The organism is Actinomycetospora straminea (genome assembly GCF_028737255.1).
In the GTDB taxonomy this organism is placed as follows: domain Bacteria; phylum Actinomycetota; class Actinomycetes; order Mycobacteriales; family Pseudonocardiaceae; genus Actinomycetospora; species Actinomycetospora straminea.
The window spans coordinates 23,194-42,703 of the sequence record NZ_JAQZAN010000023.1; the positions used below are offsets into that span (position 1 = coordinate 23,194).

At 75.7% G+C, this 19,510-nt stretch carries 22 protein-coding genes; 11 read left to right on the forward strand and 11 right to left on the reverse strand.

All coding sequences use genetic code 11. The annotated features are described in order from the left end of the window. Positions 1-41: 41 nt before the first annotated feature. A complete protein-coding gene (locus PH190_RS25165; protein WP_274234278.1) occupies positions 42-1,442 on the reverse strand; it encodes an NAD(P)/FAD-dependent oxidoreductase in 1,401 nt (466 codons plus the stop codon). Between the two features lie 98 nt (positions 1,443-1,540). Between PH190_RS25165 and PH190_RS25170 the strand changes: the two genes are divergently transcribed. Beyond that, a complete protein-coding gene (locus tag PH190_RS25170) occupies positions 1,541-2,755 on the forward strand; it encodes an MFS transporter (RefSeq protein WP_274234279.1) in 1,215 nt (404 codons plus the stop codon). On the opposite strand, the gene PH190_RS25175 is transcribed toward PH190_RS25170, so the two are convergent. After that, positions 2,748-3,179 (reverse strand): Lrp/AsnC family transcriptional regulator, encoded by a 432-nt coding sequence (locus PH190_RS25175; protein ID WP_274234280.1) that lies wholly within the window; start codon positions 3,177-3,179, stop codon positions 2,748-2,750. The two genes, PH190_RS25170 and PH190_RS25175, sit on opposite strands and share 8 nt — an antisense overlap. 80 nt (positions 3,180-3,259) lie before the next feature. Here PH190_RS25175 and PH190_RS25180 point away from each other — a divergent pair, with 80 nt between their 5' ends. From PH190_RS25180 to PH190_RS25190, 3 genes are all read left to right on the forward strand, one after another. Continuing rightward, the gene (locus PH190_RS25180; protein WP_274234281.1) at positions 3,260-3,964 is read left to right on the forward strand and encodes an AzlC family ABC transporter permease; all 705 of its coding nucleotides are present in this window, start codon (positions 3,260-3,262) and stop codon (positions 3,962-3,964) included. Next, positions 3,957-4,283 (forward strand): branched-chain amino acid transporter permease, encoded by a 327-nt coding sequence (locus PH190_RS25185; protein WP_274234282.1) that lies wholly within the window; start codon positions 3,957-3,959, stop codon positions 4,281-4,283. The genes PH190_RS25180 and PH190_RS25185 overlap by 8 nt, the downstream gene beginning before the upstream one ends. A gap of 211 nt (positions 4,284-4,494) precedes the next feature. Beyond that, a complete protein-coding gene (locus tag PH190_RS25190; protein ID WP_274234283.1) occupies positions 4,495-4,794 on the forward strand; it encodes a hypothetical protein in 300 nt (99 codons plus the stop codon). 61 nt (positions 4,795-4,855) lie between these two features. Here PH190_RS25190 and PH190_RS25195 read toward each other — a convergent pair whose 3' ends face one another. The 6 genes from PH190_RS25195 to PH190_RS25220 all read right to left on the reverse strand — a co-directional run bounded on the left by PH190_RS25195 (position 4,856) and on the right by PH190_RS25220 (position 10,229). Beyond that, positions 4,856-5,287 carry an ATP-binding protein gene (locus PH190_RS25195; protein WP_274234284.1) on the reverse strand — a complete coding sequence of 144 codons (432 nt, stop codon included), beginning with the start codon at positions 5,285-5,287 and terminating at the stop codon, positions 4,856-4,858. 46 nt (positions 5,288-5,333) lie between these two features. Then, the gene (locus PH190_RS25200; protein WP_274234285.1) at positions 5,334-6,830 is read right to left on the reverse strand and encodes a PP2C family protein-serine/threonine phosphatase; all 1,497 of its coding nucleotides are present in this window, start codon (positions 6,828-6,830) and stop codon (positions 5,334-5,336) included. Between the two features lie 81 nt (positions 6,831-6,911). Then, positions 6,912-7,850, reverse strand: coding sequence for an RNA polymerase sigma-70 factor (locus tag PH190_RS25205; protein ID WP_274234286.1), 939 nt, complete (start codon positions 7,848-7,850; stop codon positions 6,912-6,914). Continuing rightward, entirely contained in the window at positions 7,847-9,070 is a 1,224-nt protein-coding gene (locus PH190_RS25210; protein ID WP_274234287.1) for an NAD(P)/FAD-dependent oxidoreductase, read from the reverse strand. Before PH190_RS25210 ends, PH190_RS25205 begins: the two co-directional genes overlap by 4 nt. Before the next feature lie 47 nt (positions 9,071-9,117). Next, positions 9,118-9,390 carry a hypothetical protein gene (locus tag PH190_RS25215; RefSeq protein ID WP_274234288.1) on the reverse strand — a complete coding sequence of 91 codons (273 nt, stop codon included), beginning with the start codon at positions 9,388-9,390 and terminating at the stop codon, positions 9,118-9,120. Between the two features lie 86 nt (positions 9,391-9,476). Continuing rightward, complete coding sequence (locus PH190_RS25220; protein WP_274234289.1) at positions 9,477-10,229, reverse strand: GntR family transcriptional regulator; 753 nt, start codon at positions 10,227-10,229, stop codon at positions 9,477-9,479. Between the two features lie 133 nt (positions 10,230-10,362). Here PH190_RS25220 and PH190_RS25225 point away from each other — a divergent pair, with 133 nt between their 5' ends. Genes PH190_RS25225 through PH190_RS25245 form a run of 5 tightly spaced genes read left to right on the forward strand, consistent with a single transcriptional unit; the run spans position 10,363 to position 15,672 of the window. Beyond that, the gene (locus PH190_RS25225) at positions 10,363-11,595 is read left to right on the forward strand and encodes an acyl-CoA dehydrogenase family protein (RefSeq protein WP_274234290.1); all 1,233 of its coding nucleotides are present in this window, start codon (positions 10,363-10,365) and stop codon (positions 11,593-11,595) included. A 26-nt stretch (positions 11,596-11,621) separates the two neighbouring features. Further along, complete coding sequence (locus tag PH190_RS25230; RefSeq protein ID WP_274234291.1) at positions 11,622-12,491, forward strand: fumarylacetoacetate hydrolase family protein; 870 nt, start codon at positions 11,622-11,624, stop codon at positions 12,489-12,491. Beyond that, positions 12,488-13,471 carry an alpha/beta fold hydrolase gene (locus PH190_RS25235; RefSeq protein ID WP_274234292.1) on the forward strand — a complete coding sequence of 328 codons (984 nt, stop codon included), beginning with the start codon at positions 12,488-12,490 and terminating at the stop codon, positions 13,469-13,471. The genes PH190_RS25230 and PH190_RS25235 overlap by 4 nt, the downstream gene beginning before the upstream one ends. Next, the gene (locus PH190_RS25240) at positions 13,468-14,073 is read left to right on the forward strand and encodes a VOC family protein (protein WP_274234293.1); all 606 of its coding nucleotides are present in this window, start codon (positions 13,468-13,470) and stop codon (positions 14,071-14,073) included. Before PH190_RS25235 ends, PH190_RS25240 begins: the two co-directional genes overlap by 4 nt. Positions 14,074-14,076: 3 nt before the next feature. Next, entirely contained in the window at positions 14,077-15,672 is a 1,596-nt protein-coding gene (locus tag PH190_RS25245) for an FAD-dependent monooxygenase (protein WP_274234294.1), read from the forward strand. Here PH190_RS25245 and PH190_RS25250 read toward each other — a convergent pair. After that, positions 15,591-16,358 carry a phosphotransferase gene (locus PH190_RS25250; protein WP_274234295.1) on the reverse strand — a complete coding sequence of 256 codons (768 nt, stop codon included), beginning with the start codon at positions 16,356-16,358 and terminating at the stop codon, positions 15,591-15,593. The two genes, PH190_RS25245 and PH190_RS25250, sit on opposite strands and share 82 nt — an antisense overlap. Positions 16,359-16,450: 92 nt before the next feature. On the opposite strand from PH190_RS25250, the gene PH190_RS25255 reads away from it, so the two are divergent. Then, the gene (locus PH190_RS25255; RefSeq protein ID WP_274234296.1) at positions 16,451-17,044 is read left to right on the forward strand and encodes an NADPH-dependent FMN reductase; all 594 of its coding nucleotides are present in this window, start codon (positions 16,451-16,453) and stop codon (positions 17,042-17,044) included. 3 nt (positions 17,045-17,047) lie between these two features. Here the strand turns inward: PH190_RS25255 and PH190_RS25260 are convergent, their stop codons facing one another. Together PH190_RS25260 and PH190_RS25265 are read right to left on the reverse strand one after the other, a co-directional pair. Further along, a complete protein-coding gene (locus tag PH190_RS25260) occupies positions 17,048-17,884 on the reverse strand; it encodes an alpha/beta fold hydrolase (RefSeq protein ID WP_274234297.1) in 837 nt (278 codons plus the stop codon). Between the two features lie 98 nt (positions 17,885-17,982). Beyond that, positions 17,983-18,606, reverse strand: coding sequence for a maleylpyruvate isomerase family mycothiol-dependent enzyme (locus PH190_RS25265; protein WP_274234298.1), 624 nt, complete (start codon positions 18,604-18,606; stop codon positions 17,983-17,985). An 87-nt stretch (positions 18,607-18,693) separates the two neighbouring features. On the opposite strand from PH190_RS25265, the gene PH190_RS25270 reads away from it, so the two are divergent. Next, complete coding sequence (locus PH190_RS25270) at positions 18,694-19,494, forward strand: SDR family NAD(P)-dependent oxidoreductase (protein WP_274234299.1); 801 nt, start codon at positions 18,694-18,696, stop codon at positions 19,492-19,494. The last annotated feature ends 16 nt before the right edge of the window (positions 19,495-19,510 follow it).

The following is a 19,510-nucleotide window of genomic DNA, read 5'->3' on the forward strand; positions in this document are numbered from 1 at the left end:
AGGACGCTGCGCGCCGGGCTCGATAGCTCCGGTCGGTGACCTCAGCGGGCACCCGACGAGCGCTCGGGAGGGAAGGCCATCTGCGGGTGGTGGGGCACCTCGGGTGACGACGAGTCCAGCGGCACCGACACCGAGCGCACCAGCCCCAGCTGGGTCGACTGGCGCGGCAGGACGGCGTCGAGCAGCCAGTCCGCGGCCGTGCGCAGGCGGTTGCCGGGCATCGAGAGCAGGTGGTAGCCGCGGGCGACCGCCTTGGCGGGGAGGCCGGCCAGCCGCAGGTGCAGGGGGTTGGCGGCGGCGTCGGTGCTGCCGAGGTCGACCACGAACCCCAGGTCGCGGTGCCGGTACGGGCGCCGCCGCCCGCCGCTCAGCGACGCCGCGACGTTGCGGCCCGCGAGCTTGCCCTGCCGCTCGGCGTGCTGGGCCGTCATCGCGGTGTACTGGCCGGGCCGACCGGGGTCGGGAACCGCGGCCGCGTCGCCGCACGCGAACACGTCGGGGTGCCCGGGCACCTGGAGGGTCCGGTCGACGACGAGCCGGCCCTCGGCGAGCTCCAGGCCCACGCCCTCGATGAGCGGGTCGGGGCGGACGCCGACGCACCAGACGAGGGTGCGCGTCGGCACCTGCTCGCCGCCGCGCAGCCGCACGCCGTCCTCGGTCGCCTCCTCCACCGTCTCGCCGGTGCGGACCTCGACGCCGCGCTCGCGCAGGACCCGGGCGGCGGTGCGCCCGAGGTGCGGGTCGAGGCCGGAGAGGACCTCCCCGCGCGTGACGAGCAGCCAGCGCACGGCGTCGTCGTCCAGCCCGCGGGAGCGCGCGAGGTCGCGGGTGAACAGCACGCCCTGCGCGGCGACCTCGGTCCCCGTGTAGCCCGCGCCGACCACGACGAACGTGCAGCGGGCGCGGCGCTCCTCGGGGTCGTCGGCGCCGGCGGCCAGGTCGATCTGGCGGATGAGGTGGTCGCGCACGTAGAGCGCCTCGGGGATGCCGCGGAAGCCGTGCGCGTAGCGGCTCAGCCCGGGGATCGGCATGAGTTTGTGCACACTGCCGACGGCCAGGACGAGGCGGTCGTAGCCCGTGGTGTGGTGCCGGCCCTCCGGGTCCATCCACCGCACGGTCCGGCCCTCGAGGTCGACGTCGTCCACCTCGCCCTGGGCGTGCGACACCCCGCGCGGCAGGGTGTCGGCCAGCGAGACGGAGATCCGGCGCGGCTCCACCACACCGCTCGCGACCTCGGGCAACAGGGGCAGGTAGAGGAAGTAGTTGGTCGGGCTGACCAGGACGACCTCCGCGGTGTCGCCCACGGTGCGGGCCAGCGCCTTCACGGCGTTGTAGCCGGCGAACCCACCGCCCACGACGACCACCCGGGGCCGTCCGCCCGCCCGCTCCCCCGGTCGGTCCGCTGCCCCGATCCCGGCGCCGTCCTCGTCCCCTCGCGTCATGGCGGCAGGCCTCCCCCTGCGCTCCCGCCGCGAAACCGCGTGATCGCCGCCTACGCTGGGGACGTGCCCCTCGACGCCCGGCCGGCCTGAGGCCCTCGGTGCTGCGTCTCCGCACCCGGACCCGGACCACCGCCCGTCCCCTCGCGACGTTCACGACGGCGTCGGTCGCCTTCGTCGTCGCGTGCGCCGCGGCGGGGGTGCCCGCGCCGCTCTACGTCGTCTACCAGCAGACGTACGGGGTCTCGACGGTCGCGCTCACCGGCGCCTTCGCGATCTACATCCTGCCGCTGCTCGCGGCCCTGCTCTGCTGCGGCAGCCTGTCCGACCACCTCGGCCGGCGGTGGGTCGGCGTGCCGGCGCTGCTCGTCGGGGCCGTGGCGTGCCTCGTGCTCGCGACCGTCGACTCGGCGGCGCCGCTGATCGTCGGGCGCGCGGTCCAGGGGCTCTCGGTCGGGCTCGCGCTCTCCGCGCTCGGCGCGTTCGTCGTGGACCTGACGCCGCCGTCCCGCCCGGGGCTCGCCGGCGCGGTGACCAGCGGCGCCCCGCCCGGCGGGATCGCCATCGGGGCGCTGGCCTCGGGCGCCGCGGTGCAGCTCGCCCCGTGCGGCGCGCCGGTGTGGTCGTTCGTGGTCGTCGCCGCGCTGCTCGTGCTGGCGGCGCTCGCGGTGCTACTGCTGCCCGAGACGGTGACGCGCGGGAGCCGGGCGGCGGCCGTGCGGTCGCTGAAGCCGGTGGTCCGGGTGCCGGCGAGCGCGCGCCCGGTGTTCGCGCTGGTGTGCCTGCTCGTCGCCGCGACCTACGTGCTGGGCGGCTTCACCCAGGCGCTGTCCCCGTCGCTGGCGGTGTCGGTGCTGGGCCGGGGCGACCTGTTCAGCGGGGCGCTCACCGTCGCCGTCTACCACCTCGCGGGACCGATCGCGGGCCTGTCGGCGAACCGGCTGCGCGCGACGCGGGCGCTCGCGGGCGGGGCCGCGGGCCTGGTCGCGGGGGTCGCGGGGTTCGTGGGGGCGATCGCGGTGGGGAGCTTCGCCGCGTACCTCGCCGCCGCGATGGTCGCGGGGGCAGGCTTCGGCGTCGCGTTCGCCGGCGCCATGCGGGTCCTGCTCGAGCGCAGCCCGGACGGCGCGCACGCCGGCACCCTCAGCGCGGTCTACCTGTTCTGCTACCTCGCCGCGGCGGTCACGAGCATCCTCGCCGGCGTCGCCGTCGACGTGTGGGGCCTGGCGCCGGTGGCGGTCGTACTGTTCGGCCTGGTCATCGTCATGGTCGCGGTGGGGGCGGTCGGGTCCGTGCTGCGCGTGCGTTCTACTTGATCTTCTTCATCGTGAGGTGGGAGTCGATCCGGGCGAGACCCGGCGTCCGCCCGAGCCGGTCGGTCACGAACGCCTCGTAGGCCTCGAGGTCGCGCGTCGCGACGCGCACGAAGTAGTCGGGCAGGCCGAACATCCGGCGCATCTCGATCACCTCGTCGAACGCCGCCACCTGCTCCTCGAAGGCCAGGAACGCATCCCGGGCCTTGCTGACGAGGTCGATGTTGACCAGCACCTCGAAGCCGCGTCCCTCCACCGCGGGGTCGATGTCGGCGTGGTAGCCGACGATGACGCCGTCCTCCTCGAGGCGCCGCACCCGGCGCAGGCAGGGCGCCGGGGTGAGCCCCACGCGCTCGGCCAGCTCGACGTTCGGGAGCCGGGCGTCCCGGCGCAGCTGCGCGATGATGGCGCGGTCGATGGCGTCCACGCAACGATGATGCGCCATGGCGCCTGGCAGCGGGAGAGAACGCCATCGCGTGGCGCGAACCCCGGTCTAGCGTTGCTCCCGTGGAGAGCACACCGTCGCGCGGAACCGAGATCGCGGCCGCCGCCCGGGACGTCGGCGCCGTCGGGGCCGGCATGTTCCTGCTCGGCTCCAGCTTCGGGCTGCTCGTGGTCGGCTCCGGCCTCGCGTGGTGGTGGGCGCCGGTGTTCAGCGGGATCGTGTTCGCGGGGTCGGCGGAGTTCCTGCTCGTCGCCCTCGCCGTCGTCGGCACCCCGCTCGCGACCGTCGCCGTCACCACGCTGCTGGTGAACGGCCGGCACGTGTTCTACGGGCTGTCCTTCCCGCTGCACCGCGTCCGGAGCCGCACCGGCCGCGCCTACGCCGTGTTCGCCCTCATCGACGAGGCCTGGGCGCTCGCCACCACCCGGTCGGCCGCGACGCTCTCGGGCACGCGGATCGTCGCCGGCCAGGTGCTCCTGCAGGCGTGCTGGGTGAGCGGCGGCGTCGTCGGGGCGCTGGCCGGGAACGCGTTCGCGCTGGACGTGCCCGCGCTCGACTTCGTGGTCACCGCGCTGTTCGTCGTGCTCGCGACCGACGCCGTGCGCGCGGGCCGCGAGGCGACCGGCCCGCTGCTCGCCGTCGCCTGCGCCCTGGTCGCCCGCCTCGTCGCGCCCGGCGAGATGCTGCTGGTCGGGATGACGCTGTTCGTCGTGGCGCTGCTCGTGCGGTACCGCCTCAGCGCGCGCCCGGAGGCCGCCGATGCCTGACACCGGCTACCTCGTCGCGGTCGTCGCCGTCGCCGCGGCGATCACGCTCGCTCTGCGCGCGGCGCCGTTCGCGCTGCTCACGCGGCTGCGGTCATCGCCGCTCGTCACGTACCTCGGCCGCCACCTGCCCGCCGGCGTGATGCTGGTCCTCGTCGTCCACCTGCTGCGCGACCTGCCCGTCGACCGGCCGCTGCTCGCGCTGCGCGAGCTCGTGCCGGTGGCGGTGACCGTCGGCGTGCACCTGTGGCGCCGCCACGCCCTGCTCAGCATGGCGGTCGGGACGGCGACGTACGCCCTGGCGCTGCTCGTCGTGCCGTGACCCGTCCGGGGGACACTGCCCATCCGAACGAGGGACACGCTCCTCGACCGAGCGCCGCAGTCCACCACCCTCCGTCACTCGTCGGCGTGACGGGGTGCTGGTGCGTCACCACTCCTCGGGGTGGTCGTTGGGAGGTCGTGGTCACCGACCGGGCCGGGTGCCCGGGCCCGGGGCCACGCTCCCCCGACATGCTCTCCGAGGAGTACACACGTTGATCAAGAAGCTGGGTGTGGTCACGGTCGGCGTCGCCGCGAGCCTGCTGGCCGCCGCCCCGCTCGCGTCGGCCACCGAGTGCCACGACGAGCACGAGCACCACGAGCCGGAGGCCGGCTCCGACTGCGACGTCACCGGCGGCAGCGCCGAGGCCAACGGCGGCATCAGCGGCGACGCGCTCCTGGGCAACGGCCTGGTGCAGGCCCCGATCGGCGGCGCCAACCTCCTCAACATCTCCTGCAACGAGATCCTGAACGACAACCTCAGCGGCAACTCGGTGTCGGTCGACATCCTGTGACCTCCCGGCCGGCGGGGCGCGGGCCGGTCGGCGCGCGCCCCCCCGGTGTGCGCGGGCGGGATCAGGAGCGCAGGTAGCGGGTCAGCGCGAGCTCCGTGCCCGCCGGCCCCGACTCGACGGCCACGTCGTCGACGAGCTGCCGCATCATCGCGAGCCCCCGCCCGCGGCCCGTGGTCTCCCGCCCGGGCGTCTGCCAGGTCCCGTCGTCGACGACGGTGACGACCAGGGCGTCGTCGAGGGCCCGCGCGGTGAGCGTCATGGTGCCGACCGACGACGCCGACGCGTAGGCGTGGTCGCAGCAGTTCTCGAGCGCCTCGGACGTCGCCATGACGACGTCGTCGATGAGGTCGGCGTCCAGGTGGTCCCCGCCCAGCCACGCCGCGAGCCGACGGCGCAGCGCCCGCACGTGGTCCGCCCGTGCGGGCACGCTCACGCGGAAGGGCTCGGGCCACGGAGCGACGTCGTCGTCGGTGGCGGGGTCCGGTGTGGTCATCGCGGCGGTGGGATTGCCCCGTGATCGCTTCCCCCAACCCGCGGGTTCACCCCCCGGGACGCCGCCCCGCCCGGATGACCAGGAGCGCGGTGTCGTCGAGCGCCGCGCCGGCCGCGTGGTCGTCGACGGCCGCGAGGACCGCGTCGGCGGTGAGGTCGGCGCGGCCCGCCGGGTCGAGGCCCTCGACGACGGCCAGCAGGCCCGCGAGCTCCAGCTCGCCGCCGCCGGTCGGGCGCGCCTCGGTGACGCCGTCGGTGACGAGGATCAGCCGGTCGCCGACGTCCAGGTCCACGCGCTCCAGGGCGACCCGCGGCTCCTCGCGGATGCCCAGCGCCCGGCCCCCGGCCTCGAGGGCCACGACCGTGCCGTCGCGGCGCTGCAGCACCGCGGGCGGGTGCCCGGCGCTCGCGACGCCGACCGCGAGCCCCTCGGCGTCGGTGCGCGGCGCCATCCCCGCGTAGACGGCGGTGACGAAGCTGGGGCGCTGGTCGAACCACACGTGCAGCACCCCGTGCAGGGCCGCGAGCACGGAGGCGGGGTCGTCGTCGGTGTGCCCGATCGCCCGCACCGTCGAGCGGGCGAGCGCGGTGGTCCGGGCCGCCTGGGGACCCTTCCCGCACACGTCGCCGACGACCGCGCCCCAGCCGCCGGGGGTCGGGAACAGGTCGTAGAAGTCGCCGAGCACCGAGGCGCCCGTGCCCGGCCGGTACCGGGCGGCGACCTCGACGCCCGGGAAGTCGGGCAGGCGCGCCGGCAGGAGGCTCTCGCGCAGCGTCGCCGCGAACTCGTCGGCCTCCGCGGCGTGGTCCTCGGCGAGCTTCGCCAGCCGCTGCGCGTCGGCGGCGAGCTGGTCGGACGTCGCGGCCTGCGCCCCCGCCGACCGGGCCTGCTCGCGGTAGTAGACGACGGCGGCGCCCGCCTCCCGGGCCTGGACCCCGGCCTCGCGGGCCTGCCGCCCGGCCTCCGCGGCGGCGTGGTCCGACGCCGCGGCCCGGCGGGCCGCCGCCGATCCCTCCGCCCGCGAGTCGGCCAGCGCCGAGCGCAGGGCGACCTCGCCGGTGGCGGCCTGGGCCAGGGTGGTCAGCACGTCGCGGTCCTGCGCGGACCAGGGATGACGGTCCGCGTCGACCGCGCACAGCACCCCGATCGCCGTCCCCCCGGGGTCACGGATCGGGACGCCGGCGAAGGCGCGGACGTCGGTGAACGTCGTCTCCACCCAGCCGCGCGTGTGGGGCTCGTCGCCCGCCTCCTCGACCCACGCGGCCGTGTCCTCCCCGAGGACGACGGAGCACAGTGACCGGTCGACCGGCGTGCCCTGCTGCCGGGCATCCCGCGCGGACGGCGCCGACGCCCCGGCGCCCGACGCGCTGCGCAGGTAGGCCCGCCCGTCGAGGACCAGCCACACGGCCCCGAGCGCCACGCCGGTGAGCGAGGTGGCCAGACGGGCGAGCCGGTCGAACGCGTCGTCGGCGTCGGCGTCGAAGACGCGCGCGCGGGACTGACCCGCCGATGTCGCCAGGCCGCTGTCCCTGATGGTCGCCACCGCTCCTCCCCCGGGTCGTCGGTGAACGTCACCATCCTGCCCCGGATCCGCGCGGACGCCGACCATCCGCCGCCGACGCGCTCACGGCACGCCGTCCTCCCCCCGCGCGGGCCGCCGCCGGGCGAGGGCCTCGGCGCGCAGACGCCAGGCGTCGGCGACCGGTCCGAGGTGGCCGAGCTTGTCCGGGTTGACCACCGTGCGGATCGTCTGGATGCGCCCGTCGAGCACGTCGAGGGCGAGCACGGAGACCACCCGGCCCTCGCGGTCGCGGACCACGACGCCCGGCTGGTCGTTGACCCGCTGGAACGCGAGGTCCGCCACGCCGTCCATGAAGGTCGCGAACCCGACGAGCAGCCGCGCGACCCGGGTCGCCCCGGCGACCGGGTGGGCGAAGGCCGGCCCCTTGCCGCCGCCGTCGGCGACCGCGGTGACGTCGGCGGCGAGGAGCTCGGTGAGCCCGTGGAGGTCGCCCTCGCGCAGCGCGTCGACGAAGCGGGCGGCGAGCTCCTCGCGCTCGCGGCGGTCGGCCTCGAACCGGGGGCGCCCCTCCGCCATGTGCCGGCGGGCCCGCACCGCGAGCTGGCGGCACGCCGCCTCCGAGCGCCCGACCGCCCGCGCGATCTCGGGGAAGCCGAACCCGAACACCTCCCGCAGCACGAACACCGCCCGCTCGGTCGGCGTGAGCCGCTCGAGCAGCAGCAGCGCCGCCATCGAGACGGAGTCGGCGAGCTCGGCCGAGCGCTCGGGGTCGGAGTAGGGGTCGCTGAGCAGCGGCTCCGGGAACCACGGCCCGACGTAGGCCTCCCGCCGCACCCGCGCCGAGCGCAGGACGTCGATGGCGATCCGCGTGACCACCGCCGACAGGAACGACTTGACCGACACCGGCTCGGTCGTCGACGACTCGTAGCGCAGCCACGCCTCCTGCACCGCGTCCTCGGCCTCCGCGACGCTGCCGAGGATCCGGTAGGCGATGGCGAACAGCAGCGGGCGGTGCTCGGTGAACTCCTCGGCGCGGGTCACGATGCCGAGCCTGCCGCGACGGCCGGGGTGACGGCACCGGCGTCGGCGTGGTCGCCGGCGTCGGCGTGCGGCCAGTGCACGACACCGGGGAAGCGGCGCTCGAGACCGATCGCCGACACGGTGCCCCGGACCTGGAACCACTTCGTGGCGAGGGCCGCCCGGCCGGTGATCGCCCGGCCCCGGGCGGTGTCCCGGCGGTCGGTGGGCTGCAGCACGGCGTGGTGCCGGCCCAGGCTGACGACGCGGGCGGTGAAGCCGAGGTCGAGGGGGCGGGTGTCGGGGGTGCCGAGCGCCTCGGCCACGAGGAGGTCCGCGGCGTGCGCGGCCGACGGGAACGCGTACTGGCAGGACATGCTGTAGCGGCCCCCGCCCGGCGCGGGCGCGTGCCCGGCATCGCCGACGGCGAGCACGTGGTCGTGGGTGACCGAGCGCAGCCGCGTGTCGGTGAGCACGGCGCCGCGCTCGTCGACGGCCAGACCGGCGTTCCACGCCAGCGACGGGGCGACGAACCCGCCGCACCAGACCATGAGCGCCGCGGGCAGCGCGTCGCCGTCGTCGAGGAGCACCCGGTCGGGCTCCACGGCCGCGACCCTGCGCCCGCCGACGGCCTCCACCCCCAGCGTCGCCAGGGTGCGCCGCACGTGCGCGGCGCCGCGCGGAGGGAACCACCCGCCGACCTCGCCGGCGGTCACCAGCCGTACCCGCAGGTCGGGCCGGTGCTCGGCCAGCTCGCCGACCGTCTCGAGCCCGGTGAACCCGCCGCCGACGACGGCGACGTCCGCGCCGGCCGCGACCCCGTCGAGCGCGTGCCGCAGCCGCCGGGCGGCCCCGATGTCGCCGACGGCGTGCGCGTGCTCCCCGCCCGGCACCGGGACCTCCGTCGTGCTGCCGGTGGCGAGGACGAGCCGGTCGTACCGGACGGTGCGGGGCCCGCCCGGACCGGCGACGACCGCGCGCCCGGTGTCGAGGCCGAGGTCGGTGACCTGGCCCTCGACGAACCAGACTCCCGCCCCCAGCATCGTCGCCAGGGCCGGTGCGGCGACCCGCTGCCCGACCGCGACGTGGTGCAGGCGGAGCCGGTTGACGAACCCGGGCCGCGGGTTCACGACAGTCACGTCCACCCGCCCCGCGGCCCGCCCGGCCAGGCGCACGGCGGCCGTGGCCCCCGCGTACCCGGCGCCCACGACCAGGACCTGCATGCGCTGCGCTGCTGTGCTCATGCCCTTCCGACGAGACGGACGCCCCCGCGTGTGACAGGGGCCGGGACTCAGGCCCGGCGACGTCCGGTGACGTCGGCCTCGGCGCGCGTGACGAGGCGGTCGAGGTCGATCTCGGCGGGCAGGCCCGCGCCGCGGGCGTGGGCGCGGGCGTGGGCGACGGCGGCCTCGAGCAGGCGGGCGACGCGGTCGGCGACCTCGGTCTCCACGACCCGCACGCGCCCCGGCACGGCGAGGCGCACACCCACGTCGTCGGGGCCCCGCCGCAGCGCGACGGCGACGAGCCGGGCGTCGGGGTGCTCGGAGCGCACCAGGTCGACCACGCCACCAGCCTGGCGTGACGCGCGGCGTGCCGGGAGCCGCAGCACCGCGCCGTCACGCACTGTTCGCGCACCCGCCACCGGGGCGCTCAGGCCGTGGCGTGCCCGCCGGCCGGGCCCGCCGACCGACCCTGCGGGACCCGGCTCATCGCGGCCAGCATGGTCGCGAGGTTGTTCTCGAGGTGCTGGGCCACGGCGGCCCGCAGGCGCTCCGGCTCGCGGGTGCGCGCCGCGTCGACGAGCTCGTCGTGCGCGTGGGCGCGGTGGGCGGCGAAGGACTCGGGGGCCTCGAGCGGGTCGAACACCAGGCGCGTGTAGCGCTCGGAGGCGTCCCACAGCGGGGCGAGCATCCGCCGGTCCCAGGCGCTCGCGGCCGGCTCGATGAGCGCGGCGTGGAAGGCCCGGTGCGGCTCCCAGAACGCCTCGCCCAGCACGTCGCCGAAGGTGGCGCGCACCATCGCGTCGAGGTCGGCGATCTCGGCGTCGGTGCGGTCGGGCGCGGAGAGGGCGGCCAGCTCGGGCTCGACGATGAGCCGCAGCCGGTAGATCGCGCGCAGGTCGTCGGGGTCGAGCGGGGTGACCATCGCGCTGCGGGACGGGCTGAGCACGATGAGCCCCTGGGCCTCGAGCTGGCGCAGGGCCTCGCGCACCGGCACGTGGCTCACGCCGAGCTGCTCGGTGAGCGCCGGCACCGTGAACGGCTGCCCGGGCGGCAGCTCCCCGCGCAGGATCGACCGGCGGATCTCGTGCAGGACGAGGTCGACCGCCGACGCCTTGCGCGCCGCGACCGACCGCACGCCGCCGCGTGGTCCCGCGTCCTCCCCGCCGGCCGTCACCGTCACCCCTCGCCCTCGGTCGAGCTGATCACCGGCGCTCACCTTAGCGCACGTTGACAACTTATAAGATAGCTCTCTAGCGTCCGGTCGTGGCACGGGTCACGCCGAGGTGACCGTTCCGGCCCCCTGGAGGTGCTCGATGACGTCACCGTCGATGGCGGACTGCTCGCTCGACCGGCCCGGCACGACCCCCGAGGCGCGGGCGCTGCGCGCCGAGCTCGTGGGGCGGGCCCGCGAGATCGTCCCGGTCCTCGCCCGCAACGCGGCGCGCACCGAGGAGGACCGCCGGGTCGCCGAGGAGAACATCACGCTGATCGACGAGGCCGGCCTGTTCTCGATCATGAGGCCGCGCCGCCTGGGCGGGCTCGAGACCGACCTGCGCACGAAGCTCGAGGTGTCCCGCGAGCTCGCCCGCGGCTGCGGCTCGACGTCCTGGGCCACGACGCTGATGAACGTCTGCGCCTTCTTCGTCGGCCTGTTCCCCGACCGCGCCCAGCGCGACGTCTGGGAGGACGCCCCCGGCGCGCGCATCGCCGGCGTGCTCGCCCCCTCGGCCGAGGCGACGCGGGTCGACGGCGGCTACCGACTGACCGGCCGGTGGGGCTGGGCGTCGGGGTGCCTGCACGCGCAGTGGGCCGTGGTCGGCTTCCCGGTGCCCGACGAGCACGGCGAGGTCGTCGACCAGGGCCTCGCGCTCGTGCCCATGGCCGACCTCGCGATCGAGGACACCTGGTTCGTCACCGGCATGCGCGGCACCGGCTCGAACACGCTGGTCGCGCGCGACGTCCTCGTCCCCGAGCACCGGGTGATCTCGATCCCGGCGGCGATCGGCGGGCGGTACGGCACCGAGCACACCGACGAGGCGCTCTACCGGTCGGCGTTCGTCCCGGTCGCGGCGATCGTGCTGGCCGGCCCGCAGCTGGGGCTCGCGCAGGCCGCGCTGGACCTGGTGATCGAGAAGGCGCCCAAGCGATCGGTCTCCTACACCGACTACGACACCCAGACCGAGGCCCCGACGTTCCAGCTCGCCGTCGCGAAGGCGAGCGGGCTCGTCGACGCCGCCCACCTCGTCGCCTACCGCGCCGCCGCCGACATCGACCAGGCCGCCGTCGACGGCGTGTACCCCGACCACGCCGCGCGCGCCCGCGTCCGCATGGACACCGGCGCGGCGATCGAGAACGCCCGCGAGGCGATCCGCGTCCTGGTCTCCGCCCACGGCGCCGGGTCGTTCGCCGAGGCCAGCCCCCTGCAGCGCATCTGGCGCGACTCCGAGGTCGCGTCCCGCCACGCCGTCGTCAGCCCCGCGATCTCGGCCGAGGTCTACGGGCGCGCGCTGCTCGGCATCACCGACGGCGTCACCGCCCTCGTCTAGTCGATCGTCTCCGGAGGGAACCTCACGTGCGCATCGCCAACCACGCGGGCCGGCTGGCCCTGGTGGAACCCGACCCCGAGTCGTCGGGCGGCCTGCGCGGCATCGACGTGGAGCAGGCCAGCGACGGCCGCTTCCCCGCCGACCCGCAGGCCGTCTACGACCGGTGGGACGCGTTCCGCTCCTGGGCCGACGGGGCGGACCTCGCCGCCGCGGTTCCGCTCGACCCGGGCGCGCTCGGCCCGGTCGCCCCGCGCCCGCCGCAGGTCTTCGCGGTGGGGCTGAACTACCGCGACCACGCCGCCGAGTCGGGCATGGCACTGCCGACGACGCCGCTGGTGTTCACGAAGTACGCCTCGAGCTTCACCGGTCCGCACGGCGACATCCGGCTCTCGCCCGGCGACGTCGACTGGGAGGTCGAGCTCGTCGCCGTCATCGGCACCGGCGGGCACCGCATCCCGGCGGACCGCGGGTGGGACCACGTCGCCGGCCTGACCGTCGGCCAGGACCTCTCCGACCGCGTCACCCAGTTCGCCGCCCCGCCCCCGCAGTTCGGGCTGGGCAAGTCGTACCCCGGGTTCTCCCCGATGGGCCCGGCCCTCGTCACCGTCGACGAGCTCCGCGCGGCCGGCCTCGACCCCGACGACCTGGAGCTGGGCTGCCTCGTCAACGGCGAGAGCGTCCAGAAGGGCCGCACCGGGGCGATGATCTTCTCGGTCCCGGACCTCGTCGCCGAGCTCTCGGCGATCGTGACGCTGCTGCCCGGCGACGTCGTGTTCACCGGCACCCCGGCCGGGATCGGCGCCGGACGCACCCCGCCGCGCTTCCTGGGCGCCGGCGACGAGCTCGTCACCTGGTGCGCCGGGATCGGTCAGATGCAGCACGGGTTCGTGTCGTGAGCGCCCCCCTCGAGGCCGCCGACCGCAGCGGCACCTTCGTCCCCCACGCCCACGACGAGCACCTCGTCGACCTCGGCGAGATCCGCATGAACTACGCGACGGCCGGCGACCCGTCGTCGCCGGCGCTGCTGCTGGTCCCCGGGCAGTCCGAGTCGTGGTGGGGCTACGAGGCGGCGATGCCGCTGCTCGCCGAGCACTTCCACGTCCACGCCGTCGACCTGCGCGGGCAGGGCCGGTCGACGTGGACGCCGGGGCGCTACACGATCGACCTGTTCGGCGGCGACCTCGTGCGCTTCATCGACCTGGTGATCGGACGCGAGACGCTGGTCAGCGGGCTGTCGTCGGGCGGGGTGCTCGCGGCGTGGCTGTCGGCGTACGCGAAGCCCGGCCAGGTGCGCGCCGCGGTGTGGGAGGACCCGCCGCTGTTCGCCTGCGAGCAGTCGCCGGCCGTCGGGCAGGGCATCCACCAGGCCATCGGACCCGTGTTCGCGGCGTGGAACCGGTGGCTGGGCGACCAGTGGTCGATCGGCGACTGGGCGGGGCTGATGGCGGCCCTGCCCCGCGAGATCCCGATGGACCTGCTCAGCCGCTTCGCCACCATGATCCCGCCGGACCCCGACGCCGACCCGTCCGTGCCGCCGCAGAACCTGCGCGAGTACGACCCCCAGTGGGGCCGGGCGTTCGTCACCGGCACCGCGACCGCGTCGTGCGACCACGCGGCGATGCTCTCCCGGGTCCGCGTCCCGGTGCTGTTCACCCACCACGTCCACGTCGTCGACGAGCAGACCGGCCGGCTCGTCGGTGCCTCGTCCGACGAGCAGGTCGCGCGCGTCCGGGAGCTCGTCGAGGGGGCCGGCCCGTCGTTCGCGTACCGGTCCTTCCCGGACATGCCGCACTCGATGCACGAGCACGCGCCGAAGCAGTACGTCGAGACCGTCCTGGACTGGATCACGACGCTCGACCGAGAGGAGTCCCGATGAACGAGCACCGGCAGGCACCGATCATCCCGCCGAAGCTGCACCACGCCACGTTCCTGACGCTGAAGCTGGACGAGATGGTCCGCTGGTACGGGCTGGTGTGCGGGCTCTACCCGGTCCACTACGCCGAGTCCGCGGCGTGGCTGACCAACGACGAGGCCAACCACCGGATCGCGCTCATCAAGCACCCCGCCGTGCACCCGCCGGTGAACAAGCCGACCAGCGCGGGCCTGCACCACACGGCGTTCGAGTACGACTCGTTCACGCAGTGGCTGGACAACTACGAGCGCCTCCGCGACCACGACGTCCGCCCGTTCATGTGCCTCGACCACGGCATCACGATGTCGATGTACTACGCCGACCCGGAGGGCAACGGCGTCGAGATCCAGTTCGACGCGTTCGGCGACTGGGCGGTGTCCAAGGAGTGGATCTGGGCGTCGCGGGAGTTCGCCGAGAACCCGATCGGCGAGTGGTTCGACCCCGACAAGCTCGTCGAGGCGCGGGCCGCGGGCCTGTCCGCCGACGAGATCCACGAGGGCGCGCGCGCCGGGAAGTACCGCCCGGAGGAACCGCCCGCCGACCTCCTGCTGCCCGAGGTGTACTGAGGCGTGCTCCGGACCAGCGTGCTCGTCGCCGGCGGTGGCCCCGTCGGGCTCGCCGCCGCGGTCGAGCTCGGGCGGCGCGGGGTGTCGTGCGTCGTCGTCGAGCCGCGCGCGACCGTGTCCCACGCGCGACCGCGCTGCAAGACGGTCAACGTCCGCACGATGGAGCACCTGAGGCGCTGGGGGATCGCCGGACGCCTCCGCGCCCGCGCGCCGCTCTCCCCGGCGTACTCCACCGACGTCGTCTTCTGCACCTCGCTCGTCGGGCACGAGCTCTCCCGCTTCACCGGCGTCCTCGGGCTCGCCGTCGGCGACGACCGGTCGCCCGAGATCGGGCAGCAGGCGCCGCAGTTCGTCCTCGAGGAGCTGCTGCGCGAGGTCGTCGGCGAGCTGCCGTCGGTGTCGGTGCGCACCGGGCGCGTCGTCGACCTCGCCCAGGACGACGAGGGGGTGACGGTGGCGCTGGAGGACGGCGCGGCGGTGCGCGCCGACTACGTGCTCGGCTGCGACGGCCCGCGCAGCGCGGTGCGCGACGCCGTCGGGGCGCGGTACGTCGGCGAGCACGCGCTGCGCCCGAACTTCGGCATGGTCGTCCGCGCGCCCGGGCTCGCCGCGCGCGTGCGACACGGGCCGGCGGTCCAGTACTGGACGGTGAACGCCGCGACGCCCGCGCTGCTCGGCCCGCTCGACCTCGACGGCACGTGGTGGGTGATCGCGTTCGGCGTCGACCGCGAGACCGGGGAGCGGTCGGGCGCGCGGCTGCTCGACGGGGCCGCGGGCGAGCCGGTGGACGCGGAGGTGCTCTCGACCGACCCGTGGACCGCGCGAATGCAGCTGGTGGACACGCTGCGGGTCGGACGGGTGTTCCTCGCCGGCGACGCCGCGCACCTCAACCCGCCCTTCGGCGGGCACGGGCTGAACACGGGGATCGGCGACGCCGTGGACCTGGGCTGGAAGCTCGCCGCGGTGCTCGCGGGGTGGGGCGGGCCGGGCCTGCTCGACAGCTACGAGGCCGAGCGGCGGCCGGTGCAGGAGCGGGTCATCCACGCCGCGAGCGAGAACATGCGGACGCTCTCGACCGACCTGCTCGCCGACCACCTCGACGCCGACACCCCCGCGGGCCGCGAGGCCCGGCGCGTCGCCGACCGGCGGATCCAGGAGACGAAGAGCGCCGAGTTCCACGCGCTCGACCTCGTCCTCGACGTCGAGCACCGGGGCTCGCCCGTGGTCGCGGACGGCGCGGGCGGGCGGCTCCCCCACGCCCGGCTGCCCGACGGGCGGTCGCTGTACGACGCGCTCGGTGCCGACCTGACGCTGCTGCTGCGCGAGCCCGCCGACGGCGCGGCCCTGCAGGAGGCGTGCGCGCGCCGCGGTGTCCCGCTGACCACCCTCGCGGTGATCGACGACGCCCTCGCCGCGCGCTGCGGGGCGGACGCGGTGCTCGTCCGTCCCGACCAGCACGTGGCGTGGGCCGGGGACCTCGGCTCCGTGGACGCCCTCCTCGACCGCGTGACCGGGCGTCAGCTGGCGGCACGCAGGGCGTCGAGCGCGGCCGCCACGAGCGCGTCGTCGCCGGTGTCGAGGCCGTGGACCACGGCGTAGCAGGGGCCGACGGCGCGCCAGTCGTGGGCCCGCGCGGTGAGGTCCTCCCCGTAGGCGTCGATCACCGCGTCCGCGAGGCCGGTGTCGAGCAGCAGCCACTCGAGGTCCTTGGCCGGGTCGCCGGCGCGGGCGTCGCCCCAGTCGATGACGCCGCTGAGCACCCCGTCGACGACCAGCACGTGCTCGGCGCGCAGGTCACCGTGGACGACCGCGGTCGGCGACACCTCCCGCAGGCGGTCGAGGGCCGCGCGCAGGCGCCGGTCGTCGGGCAGGCGCGGGGCGACCTCGGCCTCGAAGCGCGCGAAGGCGCGGCGTCGCCAGCCGCTCGTCGTCGCGGCGTCGGGCAGGCCCCGGGCGACGGCGTCGGCGAGCGGGACGTCGTGCAGCGCGCGCACGAAGGCGCCGAGGCGGCGGGCGTGGTCGGGGGTCGGCGTCCCGAGCGCGCTGCCCGGGACCAGCGCGTGCCGCACCGTCAGCGGTGCCTCGCCGACCACGACGGGCCGGGGCACCGCGAGCGGGAGCCGGTCGGCCAGCCAGGGCAGCAGGAGCGTCTCGCGGCGCAGTCCGTCCTCGGCCTCGGGACGGCGGGCGGTGCGCTCGACCCAGGCGTCGTCGACCAGCACGGCGTCGCGGTCCCAGCCGGACCCCAGCGGGACGCGTCGCGACCCTGGTCCACCGTGGCGCACGGTCCCACGGTGACGGACGCCCGCGCGCGCCGCGAGGCGCCGAGGAGGAGAATGGTTGTAAGCACAACCATCCGGGCCATCGGAGGAGAACCATGACGCAGGCCGAGCCCCGCCCGCTGCTGCAGATCATCGTCGCGAGCACCCGTCCCGGGCGGATCGGCGACCCGATCGCGCGGTGGTTCGCCGACTACGCCCGGGCCTACGAGGGCTTCGAGGTGGAGATCGTCGACCTGGCCGACGTCGACCTGCCGATGTTCGCCGAGCCGGAGCACCCGCGCCTCGGCCGCTACACGCTGGACTCGACGAAGGCCTTCAGCGCGACGGTCGCCCGCGCGGACGCCTTCGCGATCGTGCACCCCGAGTACAACCACAGCTACAACGCCGCCCTGAAGAACGCGCTCGACCACCTCAACCGGGAGTGGGCGGGCAAGCCCGTCGCGCTCATCGGCTACGGCGGCGTCGCCGCGGGTGCCCGCGCCGCCGAGGCGCTCCTGCCCGTGCTGCTCGCCCTGCGCATGGTGCCCGTCGCCGCCACCGTGCCGATCCCCTTCGCGGCCAAGCACGTCAGCGGCGAGGGCGACGCGCGCACCTTCGACCCGGCGCCCGAGACCGAGGCCGGGGCCAAGGCGGCGCTCGACGGGATCACCGAGTGGCTCGGGACGCTGGGGCTGCGCGGGGTGCGCTGACGGTCACGCGTCCACGGGCCGTGTGGCTTCCAGCTCACTGAGCAGCGGGCGAAGCGACGTCGCCAGCTCGTGCGGGTGCGTCGCCTGGGGTACGTGGGCGCCGGGGAGCAGGACGAGGCGAGTGCCGAGTCGGTCGGCGAGCCAGACGGCGGCTTCGTGGAACCAGTGGTGCTGGGCCGTGGGGTCCGCGTTGTCGACGCCGGCGGCCACCACGCACGGCACGCGCACGCGGGCGAGCTCGGCCTGGTCGGGCATGTAGTCGAAGAGCGAGGCCATCTCGATGCCGAAGAGGACCTCGCCGTTGGCGAGGACCCGGGCGCGGAGGTCGGGATCGAGCGCCTCGTACACGGCGTCCCCACAGACCCAGCGCAGGAAGGCCTCGACAGCCATCGGTGGCCCGCCGCGTTCCATCGCCTCGCCGACCATCTGCTGGAGAGTCGCGTTGAGTGTGTCGGGGTCGGAGGTCATCGCGACGTACGGCGGCTCGTGCAGCACCGCCGCTCGCACGACGTCCGGGTGCCGCAGCACGAGGTCGGTCAGGATGATCGCGCCCTGGCTGTTGCCGTAGACGGTGGCGGGCACGAGATCGAGTGCGCCGAGAAGCGCGGCGGCGTCGTCGGCCTGCTCACCGATCGGCGCCTCGCTGTAGCCCTCCGGCCGGGGGCTGCGGGAGTTCGCGCGGCGGTCGTAGGTGATGACCGTGTAGGTGTCCGCGAGCTCGTCCGCGACATCGGTCCAGTAGCCGGCGTCGCCCAGGGCACCCGAGATGAACAGCAGCGGCGGGCCGTCGCCGCGGCGCTCGTAGTAGAGCGTGGTGCCGTTGGCCTCGATCGTGGGCATGCCGTCCTCCTCGTCCGGACCCGACCTTCGGGCGGACCGCGAGGGTGGCGCGCCGGGCGACCGCACGGCGCCGGACGGGCGGGAAGTACGTACTCGCGTCAGCCGTCTTCGGCGAGGTCGGCGAGGCCGGGGCCCGCGAGCTCGCCGGGGTGCACCGGTCGGCCGCTGACCGTGAGGAGGAGCGCCAGGGCCGTGCCCCGCACCTCCGGGCCGTCGCCGATCACGACGTCGGCGTCGGTCGCGCGCAGGCGCAGCGGGGCCACGCGCTCCTTCGCGCCGCCGAACGACGCCGGGGTGCGCACCTGGAGCCGCAGCGCGCGGACCACCGCCTCGGTCGGATAGGTGTGGGCGATGCCGAGGGGCCGGCGGACGTCCTCGCCGTGCACCACCTCCTCGACGAGCCGGGTGTCCCGCGGCGCGGGTGGTGACGAGGTGCGCCGAACGACGGCGGCGAGCCGTTCGAGGGTCTCCCCCGGCGTCGCCCGGCGCTCGCGGGCGACGCCCTGGTCGTTGAGGCGGTCGAAGTCGAAGCGGGCCCGCACCATGGCGGCCGCGAAGCCGAGCCGCGTCGTCCGGGCGCTGTCGACGAGGTGCGCGACGACGTCGTGCACGCTCCACCCCGCGCACGGTGACGGCGTCTCCCACCGCGCCGCGTCGACACCGCGCAGGTCCTCGACCAGCGCCGCGCGCTCCGCGTGCACCATCGTCCAGAGGTCGTCCACGCCGGGTCCTCCCGCGATCCTGTCCATGCCGGGTGGGACGGACAGCACGGCCGGGAATCATCGCCCCGCCGTCGGGCATCCCTCGACATGGCTCCCACCCGACCGCTCGCCCTCGTCACCGGCGGCTCGTCCGGCATCGGCTACGAGCTCGCCGCCGAGCTCGCCCGCCGCGGGCACGACGTCGCGGTCTCCGGGCAGAGCGAGCGCGTGCACGAGGCCGCGTCGTCCCTGCGCGAGCTGGGCGTCGACGCCTTCCCGCTGCAGGCCGACGCCGCGACGTACGAGGGTGTCGAGGCGTTCTGGACCTTCGTCGCCGACCTCGGCCGGCCGCTGAACGTCGCGTGCCTCAACGTCGGTGTCGGGGTGGGCGGGGCGTTCGCCGACACCGACCTCGACGACGAGCTCCGCATGATCGCGATCAACTGCGCGGGCACGGTGCACATGGCCAAGCGCGTCGTGCGCGCGATGCTCGCGCAGGGCCCGGACCAGGGGGATCGGCGCATCCTGGTCGTCTCCTCGACCTCGGCGACCACCCCGACCCCGTACGAGCCGGTCTACGGCCCGACCAAGGCGTTCGGGTTCTCCTTCGCCGAGTCGATCCGCGAGGAGCTGCGCGAGGAGGGCATCACCGTCACCGCGCTGCTGCCCGGCGCCACCGACTCCGAGTTCCACCACCGCGCCGGTATGGGCGACACGCGCTTCGGCGACAACAGCTGGAAGAACGACCGGACCCAGGTCGCGCGCCAGGGCATCGACGCGGTGATGGCCGGCGACGACCACGTCGTGGGCGGCGACGAGGCGACGCAGCAGCGCGTGGTCGAGAACCGCCGCATGTCGGAGCCCGAGAAGGCCGCGCGGCAGGGCGCACTGGCCCGACCGTCGCGCTGACGGCACCCGCGTCGCT

What these genes read in the sequence shown, in the direction of transcription:
- PH190_RS25165 (WP_274234278.1), bottom strand. Translation starts at nt 1,442, where the DNA reads ATGACGCGAGGGGACGAGGACGGCGCCGGGATCGGGGCAGCGGACCGA.
- PH190_RS25185 (WP_274234282.1), top strand. Translation starts at nt 3,957, where the DNA reads ATGCCTGACACCGGCTACCTCGTCGCGGTCGTCGCCGTCGCCGCGGCG.
- PH190_RS25195 (WP_274234284.1), bottom strand. Translation starts at nt 5,287, where the DNA reads ATGACCACACCGGACCCCGCCACCGACGACGACGTCGCTCCGTGGCCC.
- PH190_RS25210 (WP_274234287.1), bottom strand. Translation starts at nt 9,070, where the DNA reads ATGAGCACAGCAGCGCAGCGCATGCAGGTCCTGGTCGTGGGCGCCGGG.
- PH190_RS25225 (WP_274234290.1), top strand. Translation starts at nt 10,363, where the DNA reads ATGACGTCACCGTCGATGGCGGACTGCTCGCTCGACCGGCCCGGCACG.
- PH190_RS25240 (WP_274234293.1), top strand. Translation starts at nt 13,468, where the DNA reads ATGAACGAGCACCGGCAGGCACCGATCATCCCGCCGAAGCTGCACCAC.
- PH190_RS25255 (WP_274234296.1), top strand. Translation starts at nt 16,451, where the DNA reads ATGACGCAGGCCGAGCCCCGCCCGCTGCTGCAGATCATCGTCGCGAGC.
- PH190_RS25260 (WP_274234297.1), bottom strand. Translation starts at nt 17,884, where the DNA reads ATGCCCACGATCGAGGCCAACGGCACCACGCTCTACTACGAGCGCCGC.
- PH190_RS25270 (WP_274234299.1), top strand. Translation starts at nt 18,694, where the DNA reads ATGGCTCCCACCCGACCGCTCGCCCTCGTCACCGGCGGCTCGTCCGGC.